Source organism: Cohnella hashimotonis, from assembly GCF_030014955.1.
In the GTDB taxonomy this organism is placed as follows: domain Bacteria; phylum Bacillota; class Bacilli; order Paenibacillales; family Paenibacillaceae; genus Cohnella; species Cohnella hashimotonis.
This window is the reverse complement of sequence record NZ_JAGRPV010000001.1, coordinates 8,274,297-8,288,598: the sequence shown is the minus strand read 5'-3', so window position 1 is coordinate 8,288,598 and position 14,302 is coordinate 8,274,297. Positions and strand designations below refer to the sequence as shown.

Genomic DNA, 14,302 nt, shown 5'->3' with positions numbered 1-14,302 from the left:
CAACGGATATGGCGAAGCTGATTATCGTAGACGACGAAAAATCGACGAGAGAGGGACTGGTCCAATACATTCCATGGAACAGTCTCGGCATCGACGAGGTGGAGAGCGCCGGCTCCGGACCGGAAGCGCTCGAGGCGGCCGCGCGGATGCGGCCCGACATCCTGCTGTCCGACATCCGGATGCCCGGCATGAACGGCATCGAGTTCGCGACCCGGCTCCGGCTCGTACTGCCGGACTGCAAGATCATCTTCTTGAGCGGCTACGCGGACAAGGAATATCTGAAGTCGGCGATCCAGCTGCGCGCCGTCCACTACCTGGAGAAGCCGATCAACCGGCCGGAGCTGATGCGGGCCGTTCGCGAGACAGTCGACGCCCTCGCCCTGGAACGGATCACGACGGCGGAGAGCGACGCGATCATCCGGGAGAAGCTCGCGCTGGACCTGAGCCGAGCCCGCTCCGATCCGGCCGATCTTGCGCAGCCGCTCAAGTATGCGTTCGGCGAGGCGCAGACCGGCAGTCGCTTTATCGCGAGCATTCTCAGGATCGATATCCATACGGATAGCAGTGCGGACGCCGGTCGCAATGACATCGACCGCAATTACAGGGAGCCGATCCGGCGCGCGATCGACGAGGCGTTCGCCAGTCCGCTCTACCGTCACGTCGCCGGCTTTATCGACAACCGGCACGCCGTCGTCCACTTCAGCGGCATCGGCATCACGAGCCGCAGCCTCCCGCCCGCGGTGCTGGGCAAGCTCAGAGCCATGCTCGAACAAACGGCGGGCGTCGAGGTCGATTTGTTCATGGGGGTCGGCAAGCCGACGGACAGCATCTCCGAGATTAGCGCTTCCTACGCGAATGCCGAATCGGCTCTTCAGCGCCGGTTCTTCGTCGGTCCGAACCAGGTCGCGTTCTACGAGGAGCCGGCCCCGGGCACGCCGTCCGATCCGCTCGACGACTCGCGTCTCCTGCCCTTTATCTCCAGTCTCCATGCGTTCGACACGGATCAGGCGCTGCGCGATATCGTCCGTATTCACGACGAGATCCGGCTGCGGCCCGATCTGCCCGTCGGCCAGGTCAGGACGTTCTTCTACGGCATGCTCTTGGAGCTGGAAACCTTCGCCGCGAAGCACAACGTCCCGCTTGCCGAAGCGCATGAGCTCGCTTACGCCCGTGACGAATTTTTCAGGTTGCCCGACCTGGCCGCCGTCCAAGCCGAGCTGCTGCGCAGGGTCGAAGCGGCGATGAGTCGCATTCAGTCGAAAAACAACAACGGACAGCACGTTTACGCCATTATGCAGTATATTCGGGCGCATTATCACGACGACCGTCTGTCGATCAACCGGATGGCCGAGCATCTGTATCTCACGCCGACCTATCTGTGCCGGATTTTCAAAGAAAGAACGGGAAAAACGATCAACAGGCACATTACCGAGGTTCGGATCGAAAAGGCCAAGGAATACCTGAAGGACGGCCGGGTGAAGCTGTCCGACGTCTCGAGCCGGGTCGGGTATCAGAGCGCCAACCATTTCACCAAGCTGTTCAAGAAGATGACGGGCCTGAACCCCTCAGAATTCAGGGAACGGCAATGACGATGCTCGGCGCGCCGGTGCGCAAGCTTTGGTCGTACGTGCAGGATCTCAAGATCCAGCACAAGCTCATCCTGATTTTCTTTTTTCTGATGATCGTGCCGCTCGGCGCCTTTACGCTGCTCGCCTACAGGCAGACCGCCCAGACCATTCAGAAAAACACGGTCTATTCGGCCAACCAGTCGTTCGAGCAAGCGGCTTCTTCGCTCGAGTCCAGAATCCGCAGCGCGTCGCTGATCTCCGACTATATTATTCTCGACGAGGAGGCGATCCGAATCTTCGGCCGCATGGACAGCGCCGCCTACGCCATCCCTTCGCAGGTCAAGGACGGCACGTACCTGCTGCGGATGTTCCGTTACCTGCTGCGCAATCAGGACATCTTCCTCATCCGCCTGTTCGTGCCGGACGAGCTTGTATTCGCGGGCGACGGCCAGTCGATCTACGGCCTGAGCGGCGTACGCGAAGCGCCCTGGTACGGGCGGCTGCTCGGCAGCAACGGCAAATTGCTGCTGACGCCAACGACGACGCAATATACCGAGACGACAGGCGCGGTCTCGCAGCATCCGGTATTGTCCACGCTGCGCCTGGTGAAAAACCCGAACGACTACGCGAGAAATATGGGCGTGCTGAGCGTAGACATTCTGCAGAGCGACGTACAGGCGATGCTCGAGCAGGCCGCCCGCCTCACGGGCTCCGGCATCGTCTATCTCGCGGACGCCGACGGCGGCATCGTCCAGTCCTCCGCGGATGCGGCGCAGACGGCGCGCTGGCGCATCGCGGACAATCCGGCGGCGCCTTGGAAACGCGTAAAAGTGAACGGCAAAGATGCAATTGTCGGCTATCGGGCGATCGCAGGATCCGACTGGCGGATGGTGAGCGTCATTCCGCTCGAGGATATATTCGCCGCCAGCGCGCACCAGCGGAACGTGCTCATCCTCGTCATGCTCGCCATGACCGTCGTAGCCTACGGACTCGCCTATATCAGCTCGTTTTCCAGCACGCGGCGCATCTATCGTCTCATCTTCAAAATGAGGCAGGTGCAAAGCGGCCATCTGTCCGTCATCCATCAGAACTTCGGCAGGGACGAGATCGGCGAGCTGGCGGACTCTTATAACTTCATGATCAAAAAAATCGAAGTGCTGATCGACGAGCAGTTCAAGACCGGCCAAGCGATGAAAAACGCGGAGCTGAAGCTGGTTCAGGCCGAGCTGAAGGCGCTGCAGTCGCAGATCAATCCTCACTTTTTGTACAACACGCTCGATCTGATCAACTGGATGGCCATCAAGCATGACAATCCGGACATCGAGTCGCTCATCGGGTCCCTCTCGAGCTTCTACAAGCTGAGCCTCAGGAAGGGCCGGGACATCGTCTCGATCGAGGACGAGCTGCAGCATCTGCAAACGTACGTCGACATTCAGAACCACCGGTTCGAAGACAGCATCCGGCTGGTGCTGGACGTCGATCCGGACATCCTGGACTGCGAGATTCCGAAAATCACGCTGCAGCCGTTGGCCGAAAACAGCATCATGCACGGTATCCAGATGAAGCCGGACAAGCGCGGCACGGTGACCGTCAGCGGCAGGCTCGAGGACGGCGCGATCGTGCTCCGCGTGCGGGACGACGGCGTCGGCATGAGCGAGGCGGCATTGTCCGGCATGCTTGAGCGGCCCTCGCGGGACGAGTACCATGGCTTCGGCGTCTATAACATCCATGAACGGTTGAAATTGTCCTTCGGCGCGCCGTACGGCCTGCGCTTCGAGAGCAAGCTTGGCGAAGGCACCGCCGTAGAGATACGGATTCCCCCGGCGAAGGGGCTCGGAAACGCCTCGTGACCATGAACGCGATGGAGCGGGCATAGGCCGTCATGGCCGCATGCCCCTTCCTTTAGCCGCGTCCACGAGTGTAAGCGTTTCCAACAATCGACGAATCCGATTTGCCCATTTGAAGGGAGTGATGCCAGCCCACCATCCCCGCTGTACACGATGCATCGCCAAGCACGAGCAGCTATCCCATTTTAAAAAGGAGATGAAGTTGCAGTGAAAAAGAAAAGCATCCTCGCGTTCGTGACCGCATTCAGCATGATTGCCTCGTTCCTCGGGCTCTGGCCGGTGTTGCCCGCAGGCATCGCCCTGGCGACGGGTACGACTTACTATGTCAGTCCGACCGGCAGCGCAGCCAACACCGGTCTCACGACCGGCTCGCCCTGGACGTTGACCAAGGCGGCGGCCACGGTAACGGCCGGCGACACCGTGCTGTTCATGGACGGCGTCTATACCGAGCAGCTCGTCCCGCTGAACAGCGGCACGGCCGGCAATCCGATCACCTACAAGGCGCTGAATCCGCGGCAAGCCACACTCACTTATACGGTGACGACGAACCCGATGGACAATCATATGGTCATCAAGATCAAAGGGAAGTCTTACCTGACGATTAGCGGCTTTAAGGTGAAGGGCAACCTGAATTACGGCAAATGGCTGCTCCTCGATAGCAGCGACGGCACTGCGACCGGGACCAAGAACACCAACATCACGATCTCGGACAACGCGTTCAGCTATGCCACGGGCGGCTGGGGGCCTCGCGCGCCATTCGCCGTCAACTATACCGAGCAGCTGAAGCTGCTGAACAACACGATGACCGAAGCGTACGACGGAGACGATCTAATTTCCTTCGCCAACAGCTCCAAGCTGCTCATCCAGGGCAACGACTTCAGCAAAGCCAGGCATACCGTCGTCGTATTCGGTTACGCCGGCGCCTATAACAGCGTCAACGACGTTGTCGTGCGCAGCAATGTGTTCAACAGCCAGTGGAGCCGCAACTTCGAGGTATTTCCGAACAGCCGGTACCTGTTCGAGGGCAACGTATTCGCCGAGCAGCGCTATGGGTCCGGCAACGCGTCGTCGCGGGATTCGATCCACGCCGACCGGCTCATTTTCCGCAACAATCGCTTCATCCGCAACTACAGCGGCGGCACGCTGAGCAGCGCGCCATACAATGACGGATCGACCGATTTGTACTTTACGAACTCCGCTTTCTACAACAACGTATTTGCCGAAAACGAAGTATTCGCCTTCCTGTTCGGCGGCAACGGCGTGTATAGGATCAAGAACGACTTTTTCAAAAACAACATTTTCTACAACAACGACCAGAACGCGTCCAACCGCAACTTAAGGTACTTCGAGCGCAAGGTCAATCCCGACGGCACCCAGACGTTTGCCTTTATCGACAACAACTTCTGGAATGGCGCCGGGAAGCCCCCTTACATCCTCGGCACCAACAACAACTTCGTATTCAGCGACAACGACTACAAGCTGTGGACGCTGGCCGAGGTCGAGACGATGTCGGACGCCGCAGGCTCCCAGGTGCCGCAGTTCGACGACAACACGAACGTGAATCCGCTGTTCGCGGACCCGGGCAATTACGACTTCACCCTCCAGTCCGGCAGTCCGATGATCGACGGCGGCACGAATCTGACGACGGCCTCGGCCGCCGGCACCGCAAGCACTGCGCTGAACGTCGTCAACCCGAACTACTTCTTCGACGGCTGGGGCATCGGCGGCGAGACGGGCGACGTCATCTCGGTCGGTTCCGCGACGAATCGCGCACGGATCACGAACATCGCGTATTCGACAGATCCGACCACCGGCGTCGTAACCGGCGGCACGCTTACGCTGGATACCCCGCTCACCTGGTCGAGCGGCGCTTCCGTCAGCATCGCCTATGCCGGCAGCGCGCCCGACCTCGGCATCGTGGAGACGGGCGCGACGGCGCCTGCGTCCCTGCAAGTCACGACCGGCACGTTCAAGTCCACCGCGGGTACCTCGATTGCGTTCGATGCCGGCGTATTCGGCAGCTTCACGCCCGTGTCCTACGCTTGGCGCTTCGGGGACGGCTCGACAGGCACGGGAGCGACGCCGAGCCATGCCTATTCGCAGCCGGGGCAGTATACGGTCTACGCCACGGCGACGGACGCGGCCGGCAAGACGGTCTCCGGCGTGACGTACGTCATCGTGAACGCGGCGGATTATTTGAGCCAGCCGATGGTGTACCACTCGTTCGACGCGGACGATCGTCTGTATGCGCAGGTATTCCGCTATAGCGAGCGCGGCAATGAGGTGCCTAGCGTCACCCGCCAGTTCGATGGCACCAACGGCGTGATCCATGTGCCCTACAACAGCGCCAACACCGAGACCAAGCAGCTCCGGTACGCCTACTATCCGACGGACTGGAACATCAACCAGTTCCCGATCGTCAGCGCCAAGTACAAGGTGAACCCGGGCACGCCGCTCCTGCTCGCGCTCGAAGCCTATCCGGTCGGCAGAGACCAGCAGGACAACCAGATGTACCCGATCGCGGCGACCGCTTCGGCGAATGAGCCGACGGCGGCCTACACCCTCATCGACGACGGGGAATGGCACACGATCGAGGTCGACGCGAGGGACATCCGGGATCTCGGCGGCATCTACGCGAACCTGAACTACCTGCGGTCCGCCGGCTTTCGGATCAAGTCCGCCGGCTCGGCCGGCATGGAGTACTGGGTCGACGACTTCAGCATCAAGCCTGACGTTACGCCTTGATTCGATTGTCAGTAAGCCTTGGCAATAGGAAAGGGAGGTCGGCGAACTGCCGGCCTCCTTTTCGATTGCTTGCTATTTTGCCGACAATACCGCGCACACGGGATAGTGATCCGACGGATACCGCCCCTCGTACTGGCCACGGTCCACTTCGATCTGCGACACGACGACGTCGGGCGAAGCGAAAATGTAATCGATCGGCTCCCCCGCCTCGCCGCCCCGGAAGTCATGGAACGTCGCGCCGGCCGCCCCGGCTCCGCCGCCGCCAAGCAGCGCCGAATAGCCGTTCACGTACCCCGCCTGCTCCAATCCGCGCACGACAGCGTGTCCGGGACCGACATTGAAGTCACCCGTCAGCACGACCGGCGTCCCCGACCGCGCACGCAGCGCTCCGATCCGATCCAGGATCAGCCGCATCCCGTTCACTTGCGCCGGCTCGCTGACATGGTCGAGATGCGTGTTGAACACCGTCAGCCCGCCTTCATTCCTGCCATTCCCGCCATTCCCGCCATTCCCGCCATTCCCGCCATTCTCGCCTTCGTCCGCTTTGGCCACCAGCCTCGCCCACGTGCACATCCGCGGATAGTCCGCGCCCCAGCCCAGCTCGCCGAGAAGTTCCGGCGTCTCCGACAGTCCGAAGCTGCCGTATTCCGCCACGGCTGCTTTCCGCTTCTTATACCAAATGGCGCAGTGCTCGTCCGCTTGCCCGCCGCGCCGTCCCTCGCCCACCCAGGCATAAGCGGGGAGCAGCGGCGCAAGATCCAGCAGCATCGCATAAAGCGCCTCCTGCACGCACACGACGTCCGGATCGTGGCGCAAGATCGCCTTGGCAACGGCTTGCGGCCGATGCGGCCAGGCATTGTCTCCATCCGAAGGGACGTTGGTACGCAGATTAAACGTCATGACTTTCCATTCCAAGCGGATCACCTCAGGTTCAAATTGGTGCACAAGCCTTGCTACTTGAACCCAGTTTACCGCTCGCATGCCGTCCGGTCCATATCCGCTTTTGCTTAGGTACGTTTCGTGACAAACCGCGTCCGGCGAAAAACTGCACCATCATTTTTACGATTCAGTCACCTTTTGCGCCCAGCACAATACTCTATATAGACAAATGACCATTTTTAACGGAGGTTTTTTTATGAATCGTGGATTTATCCCCGGTGGCGGCTTTGGGGGAGGCTTTGGCGGCGGTTTTGGCCGTCCATTCTTTCGTCCCTTTCCCCATCCCTTTTTTCCCGGACGCGCCTTGTTTCCGTTTTTCTTCTTTTCTCCGTTCTTTTTCCCTTTCTTCAGGGACGGACAATCGGACGACATGCTGTTCGCGCAGCATCAAGCCCAAGCCGGCGATACGTTAGCATCGGTAAGCCACAAATACAATATCCCCCATGCGATTCTCGAAGAGGCCAACCCGCAGCTGTCCAACCCGAGCCGGCTTCAGGCAGGAGAGATGGTGTACATCCCTCGCATTTCCAACATGATGTGTCAAAAGTCTTACACGGAAATGCCGGCAACGGAGCAGCAGGCGCAACCGACGACGCAAGGCCAATATTAATAGCGAAAAACGGAATGAAGCCGCCAAATCGTAAAGATTGGCGGCTTATTGATTGGATGGGGCGGCTTCCGGCTCGTTGCGCCAGGCAGGCGCAAGTCACTTCATCCCGCTAAGCGCGATGCCCTGGATGATCCGCTTCTGGAAGACCAGGAGCAACGCGATCAGCGGCAGCACGGACACGGTCGTGCCCGTCATTACCCAAACGCATTCAGATCAAACTCTCTGAGCGAGTTCTTCCAGCAGTTCGCCCAGCCGGTCGAGATTCTGCTCATTGCCTTCGATACAGTAAGGCTTGGCCTGCTCGAACGCCCGTTTGTGCTTAAAGCGCTGGTTGAACGTGACGAGCGTGCCGCCGTCCGCAAGCGTCTCGAACGTGGCCGTCACCCTGAATTTATGGCCCGACAGATGCTCGATCGCGACGCGCTCCTGCGGCATGACCTCGACGAACGCGCTCACGTTCGGATAGTTTTTGCCGTCCGGCCCGTGCATAGTGAATCGCCATTCGCCACCAGGCCTGATGTCGCACACCTCGAACGTATTCGTAAACCCCTTCGGACCCCACCACCGCGCCAGCCACTCGGGGGTCGTCCAAGCCTCGTAGACAAGCTTCCTCGGGAAACGATACTCGCGCGACGTCGCCAGTTCATTCTCGCCGTTACTCATTTGGATGCGCCCCTTTAGCTTTCATTTTCCGCTCGCAGCTTCAGTTTAAAACCTGACGCTGCGTCACGTGCAAGCCAAACATTCAACATGCGAACCGATTTTTGATCATGAATGTTTGTCAAGGCCTATCCTTATACGCGACGTTTCTACCATATATTTTTATATTTCACGGTGCTATTATAAAGCTCAAATCTGTCGGGGCCGCGCCATCTGGCCGCCCCGGCAGCTGCCGCGAAGGAGGAGTCCGCGACCTAACAACTGTTACAGCCCGAACCAACCCAGTACAAACTTCAAGGAGGCTTAACGGAAATGAATAAACTCAAATGGACGGCGATCCTGTCCTGCGTCCTGGCCACTGCTTTGATGTCCGGAACGGCGGCATTCGCCAAGTCGGCCGAGCAGCACGGCAACAAAGGCGGCAACGCGGCCGTCGTTAAAACGCAGGTCGAAGAGAAGAAGAACGGATCCAATGACAACGATAAAAAGGAAAGCGCTTCATCCGCTACATACGGCCATTCGGAAAGCGTCACATCCGCTACATACGGAGGTCCGAACGGCTACAAAGGCCTGCTCCATGCCATCGAGAACGTCAAGGACAAGCCCGCCGGCGCCGTTTTGGCCAATCTCTTGCTCACAAAGTACGAGATGAAGCTAACGGATCAGCAGAAGGCGGATCTGGAAGCCATTCAAGAACAAGACAAGGCCCTGTCCGCGATCGCCGACTTGCTCGATCAAAAGGGCAGCGTCGTCGACGCCGTGTACGTGCAAAAGGAAGCCATCAAAGCCAACGCCAAAAACCTGGCCGGCTACCAGAAGCTTGGCAAGCTGTATAAAAAGTCGGGCAAGACCGGCGTGAACCTGTTCGTCAACGGGGACGAGACGATTCCCGCGGTAGCGCCGATCATCCGCGACGGCAGTACGCTGGTGCCTTTCCGCGCCATTGCCGAGGCACTGCAGGCAGAAGTCGTCTATAACCCCGCCGACCGCACGGTTACCGTGACCCGCGACGGCATATCCGTCAAGCTCGTCTTGAACAGCAAGACCGCATACGTAAACGGGAAAGCCGTTCAATTGGACGCGACCGCGATCGTCGTGAAGGGCAGCACCGTCGTTCCCGTGCGTTTCGTCAGCGAATCGCTGAACTCGACGGTCAAGTGGGAGCCGGTATCCCAATCGGTGGTGATCTACGACAATCCGTAAAGACCGGATAACCATAACCAAACTGCGCTGCATGTCCGGGAAGGACCTGCAGCGCAGTTTTTGTTTTCTCTTACCAAGGAAGCTCGCTGTCCATGTAGTAAAACCCGCCGGTCGGCCCGTCTTCGGGCAGCGTCGCCAGGCGAACGGCCGTGACCGCGCCTTCCTCCGCAGTCAGCTCCGCTTTGTCGCCGCCCATGCGCGTCTTTACCAGACCCGGGTGAACCGAATTGACCTTCAAGCTCGTGCCTTTCGACCGTTGCGACCAGTAAGCCGTCAGCATGTTGAGCGCTGCTTTGGAGGCCGCGTAGGCCGGGGTGGCGATCCGCTGCGCGAGCTCGTTGTTCAGGATGAAGTGAATCGAGCCAAGCGCGCTGCTCTGGTTCACGATGCGCCCCGCGTCGCTCTTGAGCAGCAGCGGCATCAGCGTCTCCGTAATGAGGAACGGCGCGAACGTGTTCACCTCGAACGTATCCCGGAACGCGTCGCCTTCGTACGCGCCGCTCTCCGCCCAGATCCCCGCGTTGTTGACCAGAATGTCCAAGCGGCCGTATTCATGCGCAATATACCGGGCCAGCTCCGCGATATGCGCGGCATTGGTCACTTCCAGCTCGACCCCCGCCGCATCGATGCCTTCTTCACGCAGCTCGGCCGCAGCCTTCTCGGCGGCGCCGATCGTGCGCGCCGACACGAGCACCGTAATCCCCTGACGGCCCAACTGCCTGGCGACCTCAAGCCCGATTCCGCCGCTTGCACCGGTTACTAACGCGATTTTGTCTTGGTTTGCCATGATGAATTGCCTCCTCGTTTCGGTTTAAAGTTTTATGTGATCGCCTCGTTAAAGGTCGCTGCTTGTTAAATCCTTCGCTTCTTTAAAACCTCGGTTCTTTAAATCCTTCGCTTCTTTCAAATTCTTCGCTTCGTTAACGATTGTTCGCGACCAGATCCGCGGCACCGACACGACGCGCGGTCGCCAGATGATGAACGTATTCGGCTTCGCTCTCGGCCAGCTGCTCATCCGTCACGTGCCTTGCGTCATGGATCGCAAATGGCGGCAGGTAGTGCGCGCCGACGTAGTTCGCGAGCGCTTCGACCGGCTTGGCGATATCCCTGATCGTGAACAGATTGTATCCGCCCGGCCGATACGAAGCCGCCGTTCCGGCGGTGGAGATCGCGATCCCGATCTCCTTGTCCTTCAGATGCACCCCGCCTGGACCGAACGCCCAGCCTGGTTCCAGCACCTCGTCGAACCACTGCTTGAGCAGTGGAGGCGTACTGTACCAGTACAGCGGATATTGAAAAATGATTCGGTCATGGACGTCCAGCAATGCTTGCTCGCCGCGGACATCGATCCGGCCATCGGGATAAGCGCGATAGAGCTCGTGTACGGTCGTGTCGGGCAGCTGTTTCGCGCGTTCGGTCCAGGCGCGGTTGATTTTGGACTGCGACAGATTCGGATGTGCGACGATTACCAACGTTTTCATCAGACATGCTCCTTTGATTCGATATTGAGAACGATCGTTCTATAATTCTGAAAAAAAAAAGACGATGCGATCACCGCTCCAGATTACGCATCGTTAGCTCGGCAACCCGCTCGAGCTTCTCCTTCGCGACCGTCGTCCGCGTCATGACGCGAAGTCCGGTCAACGCGTTTTGCAGATACTCGGCCCATTCCGCCGCGCCGTAACGCTTGGCGAATTCCCCGCTGTCCTGCCCCCATGAGACGATCTCCTCCAGCAGCCGCTCCGTGTTCGCGAACGCTTCCCGGGCTTTGGCGTCCACCTCTGCGTCCCGCAGTGCCAGTTCGGCGGCCGAGTTCACGAGCATGCAGCCGGCAGGCGCGTCCTCCTCGCCGTGGATGATGAAGCCGAAGACGAACCGCAGCGCTTCGCCGGCCGTCTTCGATTGCTTGACACCGGCCGCCAGTCTGGCGCCGATCCGGTCCTCGAACCGCTCCATCGCCTTCAGGAACAAGGTGTGCTTGTCGGTAAAAGTATCGTAAAGGCTCCTGCGGTGGATCCCCATATGCGCGACGAGATCGTTAAGGGACGTCTTCTCGTAGCCTTGCTCCCAGAACAGCTTCATCGCTTTTTCCAGGACGGCGGCTTCTTCGAACTCTTTGCTTCTGGCCATTAAAATCCCCTCCTTCCCCATCATATCATTATGGGAACGAACGGTAAAGAATGAGCGCAAAACGTTCGAGCCGCCCTGCCTTACGGTCAGCCGATCGCGCGCAGCTCCCGTCCCTGCGCGGACAGCCAAGCCACGGCTTCTTCCCTGTCGGAGAAGCTCTCTTGGCGGTACGGCAGCGTGCCGAGGCCATCTACCGTGCGGTTCACGCTCATCTTGGCGATCAAGCTGTGCGGTTCGAGCATGGCCAGATGGCGAAGGCCGCTCTCGTACGCCCGCCGGATAAAGAACTCGCCGATCCACGCCTTGTCCTCGGTCTTGATCGCCGATCCTTCGCGCGTATCCATCAGCACCTTGCTGCCGTACCGCAGCTTCAGCAGATCCGCGCCCTTGAGCAGAATCGTCTGGAACTCCTCGCCGTATGCGAAGCCATTCCACTCGATAATGACACTTCTCAATTCCTCGTCCCACGAGACCTTTCCATGCTTGGATTCAAAATAACGCATGTCGTCCAGCTCCTTCGCCCAATTCTTTTTAGAGAACGATCATTCTCAAATGGATGCCGCTTGTCGTTCCTCGTTCTTGCTGCTGAATACAGATTAGCATAACGGGAACGATCAGTAAAGAATTATTTTTACCGATCGTTCTCAAAAAATGAAGAACCCCATATTGACCTTGCCGAATTTGTCGAAGCTCGCAGGAACGCCCGGTCACCAGTCGCGTACCCGCGGGATCCAGCCAGCAAGCTCCGCTCCTCCTCCCGGCCGGTTGGCAGCGATCAGGTCGCCTCCATGCGCCCGGAAGATGCGCCGCGCGATGGCCAGGCCGAGCCCCGCCCCGCCCGTGTCCCTGCTGCGCGACGATTCGCCCCGATACAGGGGCTCGAAGACGCGGGACAGATCCTCGGGAGCGAACCCCGAACCGGTATCCATGACGATCACCAGAATCCGCTCGCCCTCCGGTCTGCATCGCACGACAACGGTCCCCTGCGGCGGGGTATGCCTCACCGCGTTGTCCAGCAGATTGCCGAAGGCACGGGAGAGCTGATGGGCGTCGCCTCGTACAAGGATCGGTCCGTTGCCCGGAGGTTCCGCCACCACCGATATCTCCTTTGCATGCGCGGCTCCGCGCACCCCTTCGACAGCGCGACGGACCTCTTCCCCCAAGTCCAGCGAATCTCCCGCATGAGCCGTCAAGGGATATTCCGTCTTCACGAACGCGAACAGATCCGATACCAGACGATCCAACTGGCCGGCCTTGTCCTGACATACCGTCACATACTTTTTCGCCTGCTCGGGCGAAGCGGCGATCCCTTGCTCGAGTCCCTCGAGGTACCCTCTCAGCGCGAACAGCGGCGTCCGCAGATCGTGGGCGATCGCCCCGATGAAAAAACGCCGCTCCTCCTCCAGCGCCTCCCGGTCCGCCAGCGATTGACGGAGTCCCGCGACCATCGCCTCAAACCCGTCCCGCACCTCCGCGATCTCCCGGATCCGGGAGTCGGGCAGGGCGACGTCCAGGTCTCCGCCAGCGATCTCCCGCGCGCCCCGCCCCATCGCTTCGAGCGGCTTCACGATCCACCGGCGCAGGCCATACCCGAGAAAGACGGCGGCCAGCAGCGCGCCGGCCAGCGCGGCGATCCAGATGCCTGCCCGGCTTGGCCTCCCTTCCCCCAGATGCAGCGATCCGGTCTCCGCGATCGCTGCGATCATGTACGTCGTCCAGGAGAGGGTCAGAACCGTCAGCAGCGCGAGCGCCAGGAAGCCTCGAATGCGCACGCGCCTCATCGGGGCCTGCCCCCGAAGCGATAGCCGACGCCCCATACGTTCGCCACGTAGCCGGGCTGCTCGGGGTCGATCTCAATCTTCTCCCGCAGCCGGGCGATATGGACGCGAACGGTATGCTTGTCGCCGATGCCCTCCCAGAATTGCCGGAGCAGCTGCTCATAAGTGATCACTTGGCCGGGATGCTCGCAAAGCAACAGGAGCAGGTCGTACTCCCTCGGCGTGAGCGGCACGCTGGCGCCGTCTACTTTCACGTCGCGGCTGGCCGGATCCACCTGCAGACGGCCGAAGTCGAGCAGCCGCGGCACGGCGGCATGCGTCGGGGGCGCTTCCGCCCGCCGCAATGCCGCCTTTACCCGCGCGACGATCTCGCTGGGAGAGGCTGTCTTGACGATATAATCGTCGCCGCCGATCCCGAGCCCCCGGATTTTGTGCATGTCGTCGTCCCGCGCGCTGAGGAACAGAATCGGCACGCCGCTGACGGCACGGATCCTGCGGCAGAATTCAAAGCCGTCCTGCCCCGGCATCATGATATCCAGCAGGATCAGATGCACGTCGGACGATTGGAATCGCGCCATCGCCTCCTCGGCATGGCGCGCCGTGAGCACGCGGAAGCCGTCGTTCTCCAGAAAATCCCGCATCAGCTCCACGATGCTCTCGTCGTCGTCCACGGCCAAAATCGTCCGTTGCCGCATGCTCCCCATCCTCCCTTGCGCGTACCGCCGCTCACGCGAGTCCCGCTCGCTTTTCTTAAAGCCAGTATAGCATCCCCGTTCCGTCGGACGCCTCACCCACTCGCTTCGTGACGGCTCGTTGATGGTT

The 14,302-nt window shown here is 60.1% G+C and carries 13 protein-coding genes; 5 read left to right on the top strand and 8 right to left on the bottom strand.

Going from position 1 to position 14,302, the window contains the following annotated elements; genetic code table 11:
- Positions 1-8 precede the first annotated feature (8 nt).
- From KB449_RS33155 to KB449_RS36680, 3 genes are all read left to right on the top strand, one after another.
- Positions 9-1,589: a response regulator gene (locus tag KB449_RS33155; RefSeq protein ID WP_282912428.1), complete on the top strand. Its 1,581-nt coding sequence runs from the start codon at positions 9-11 to the stop codon at positions 1,587-1,589.
- On the top strand, positions 1,586-3,418 hold the full coding sequence (locus KB449_RS33150; RefSeq protein WP_282912427.1) for a cache domain-containing sensor histidine kinase: 1,833 nt from the start codon (positions 1,586-1,588) through the stop codon (positions 3,416-3,418). The genes KB449_RS33155 and KB449_RS33150 overlap by 4 nt, the downstream gene beginning before the upstream one ends.
- A gap of 204 nt (positions 3,419-3,622) precedes the next feature.
- Positions 3,623-6,160 carry a PKD domain-containing protein gene (locus KB449_RS36680; RefSeq protein ID WP_282912426.1) on the top strand — a complete coding sequence of 846 codons (2,538 nt, stop codon included), beginning with the start codon at positions 3,623-3,625 and terminating at the stop codon, positions 6,158-6,160.
- Positions 6,161-6,232: 72 nt separating this feature from the next.
- On the opposite strand, the gene KB449_RS33140 is transcribed toward KB449_RS36680, so the two are convergent.
- Positions 6,233-7,084: an endonuclease/exonuclease/phosphatase family protein gene (locus KB449_RS33140; RefSeq protein WP_282912967.1), complete on the bottom strand. Its 852-nt coding sequence runs from the start codon at positions 7,082-7,084 to the stop codon at positions 6,233-6,235.
- 184 nt (positions 7,085-7,268) lie between these two features.
- Here KB449_RS33140 and KB449_RS33135 point away from each other — a divergent pair, with 184 nt between their 5' ends.
- Positions 7,269-7,709 carry a LysM peptidoglycan-binding domain-containing protein gene (locus KB449_RS33135; RefSeq protein WP_282912425.1) on the top strand — a complete coding sequence of 147 codons (441 nt, stop codon included), beginning with the start codon at positions 7,269-7,271 and terminating at the stop codon, positions 7,707-7,709.
- A 213-nt stretch (positions 7,710-7,922) separates the two neighbouring features.
- Here KB449_RS33135 and KB449_RS33130 read toward each other — a convergent pair whose 3' ends face one another.
- A complete protein-coding gene (locus KB449_RS33130; protein WP_282912424.1) occupies positions 7,923-8,372 on the bottom strand; it encodes an SRPBCC family protein in 450 nt (149 codons plus the stop codon).
- A gap of 309 nt (positions 8,373-8,681) precedes the next feature.
- Here KB449_RS33130 and KB449_RS33125 point away from each other — a divergent pair, with 309 nt between their 5' ends.
- Complete coding sequence (locus KB449_RS33125) at positions 8,682-9,572, top strand: copper amine oxidase N-terminal domain-containing protein (RefSeq protein WP_282912423.1); 891 nt, start codon at positions 8,682-8,684, stop codon at positions 9,570-9,572.
- Between the two features lie 70 nt (positions 9,573-9,642).
- Here KB449_RS33125 and KB449_RS33120 read toward each other — a convergent pair whose 3' ends face one another.
- The 6 genes from KB449_RS33120 to KB449_RS33095 all read right to left on the bottom strand — a co-directional run bounded on the left by KB449_RS33120 (position 9,643) and on the right by KB449_RS33095 (position 14,175).
- On the bottom strand, positions 9,643-10,359 hold the full coding sequence (locus KB449_RS33120; protein WP_282912422.1) for an SDR family oxidoreductase: 717 nt from the start codon (positions 10,357-10,359) through the stop codon (positions 9,643-9,645).
- Positions 10,360-10,492: 133 nt separating this feature from the next.
- Positions 10,493-11,053, bottom strand: a complete 561-nt coding sequence (locus tag KB449_RS33115; protein ID WP_282912421.1) for an NAD(P)H-dependent oxidoreductase — start codon at positions 11,051-11,053, stop codon at positions 10,493-10,495.
- A gap of 70 nt (positions 11,054-11,123) precedes the next feature.
- Entirely contained in the window at positions 11,124-11,702 is a 579-nt protein-coding gene (locus tag KB449_RS33110; RefSeq protein WP_282912420.1) for a TetR/AcrR family transcriptional regulator, read from the bottom strand.
- An 86-nt stretch (positions 11,703-11,788) separates the two neighbouring features.
- Positions 11,789-12,205 (bottom strand): hypothetical protein, encoded by a 417-nt coding sequence (locus KB449_RS33105; RefSeq protein WP_282912419.1) that lies wholly within the window; start codon positions 12,203-12,205, stop codon positions 11,789-11,791.
- A gap of 204 nt (positions 12,206-12,409) precedes the next feature.
- Positions 12,410-13,483: a sensor histidine kinase gene (locus KB449_RS33100; protein ID WP_282912418.1), complete on the bottom strand. Its 1,074-nt coding sequence runs from the start codon at positions 13,481-13,483 to the stop codon at positions 12,410-12,412.
- A complete protein-coding gene (locus tag KB449_RS33095; protein WP_282912417.1) occupies positions 13,480-14,175 on the bottom strand; it encodes a response regulator transcription factor in 696 nt (231 codons plus the stop codon). The genes KB449_RS33100 and KB449_RS33095 overlap by 4 nt, the downstream gene beginning before the upstream one ends.
- Positions 14,176-14,302: the final 127 nt, after the last annotated feature.

Coding starts and splice junctions, on each gene's coding strand:
- KB449_RS33100 (WP_282912418.1), bottom strand. CDS start 13,483: ATGAGGCGCGTGCGCATTCGAGGCTTCCTGGCGCTCGCGCTGCTGACG.
- KB449_RS33150 (WP_282912427.1), top strand. CDS start 1,586: ATGACGATGCTCGGCGCGCCGGTGCGCAAGCTTTGGTCGTACGTGCAG.
- KB449_RS33105 (WP_282912419.1), bottom strand. CDS start 12,205: ATGCGTTATTTTGAATCCAAGCATGGAAAGGTCTCGTGGGACGAGGAA.
- KB449_RS33130 (WP_282912424.1), bottom strand. CDS start 8,372: ATGAGTAACGGCGAGAATGAACTGGCGACGTCGCGCGAGTATCGTTTC.
- KB449_RS33125 (WP_282912423.1), top strand. CDS start 8,682: ATGAATAAACTCAAATGGACGGCGATCCTGTCCTGCGTCCTGGCCACT.
- KB449_RS33155 (WP_282912428.1), top strand. CDS start 9: ATGGCGAAGCTGATTATCGTAGACGACGAAAAATCGACGAGAGAGGGA.
- KB449_RS33120 (WP_282912422.1), bottom strand. CDS start 10,359: ATGGCAAACCAAGACAAAATCGCGTTAGTAACCGGTGCAAGCGGCGGA.
- KB449_RS33135 (WP_282912425.1), top strand. CDS start 7,269: ATGACCATTTTTAACGGAGGTTTTTTTATGAATCGTGGATTTATCCCC.
- KB449_RS33110 (WP_282912420.1), bottom strand. CDS start 11,702: ATGGCCAGAAGCAAAGAGTTCGAAGAAGCCGCCGTCCTGGAAAAAGCG.
- KB449_RS33095 (WP_282912417.1), bottom strand. CDS start 14,175: ATGCGGCAACGGACGATTTTGGCCGTGGACGACGACGAGAGCATCGTG.
- KB449_RS33115 (WP_282912421.1), bottom strand. CDS start 11,053: ATGAAAACGTTGGTAATCGTCGCACATCCGAATCTGTCGCAGTCCAAA.